At 44.7% G+C, this 476-nt stretch carries 1 protein-coding gene; it reads right to left on the bottom strand.

The features are described from left to right. Positions 1 to 51: 51 nt before the first annotated feature. The coding region (locus tag ACTHUR_RS17860; RefSeq protein WP_440400076.1) for a DEAD/DEAH box helicase family protein at positions 52 to 476 on the bottom strand (425 nt) is incomplete at its 5' end.

Raw genomic sequence — 476 nt, 5'->3', positions numbered from 1 at the left:
AGGTGTGGATAAGAGACAGCCCGCCATCGGCACATCGTTCATAAATTGATTTTAGATTTTTTTCTTTTGATCATCGGCAAATACTTCGCTTTCATCTGCTGCTTTGGCTTCTTGCAAAGCGACAGATCTGCGTAAATCGCTGTCTTTAAAGGTGCGGATATGGAAGGGGTGAAAGCCCAGCACATTTTCATCACGAATGCCGTCTGCAATCGAATAGCGGTGCAATTCATTGCCGAAAACCGTGGCAGTGGTTGAATTTTTCTTAGCGTTTTCTTCTTCAATCGGCGTGCCGGTAAAGCCGAAGAAAATCGCATTGGGGAAGGTGTGCTTAATGGTGAGCAACATATCGCCAAAAGTAGTGCGGTGGGCTTCATCAATAATAAATACCAGCCGCTTGCCACTGATTTGCTCGATGTCAGCCTCATTTACCCCTTCTTCCGCCTTGATATTACTCATTTTTTGAATGGAGGTAACAA

It is taken from the genome of Neisseria sp. P0021.S007 (assembly GCF_051956855.1).
Note: the sequence above shows the minus strand (reverse complement) of the source record. Positions and strands in the feature narration are given on the sequence as shown.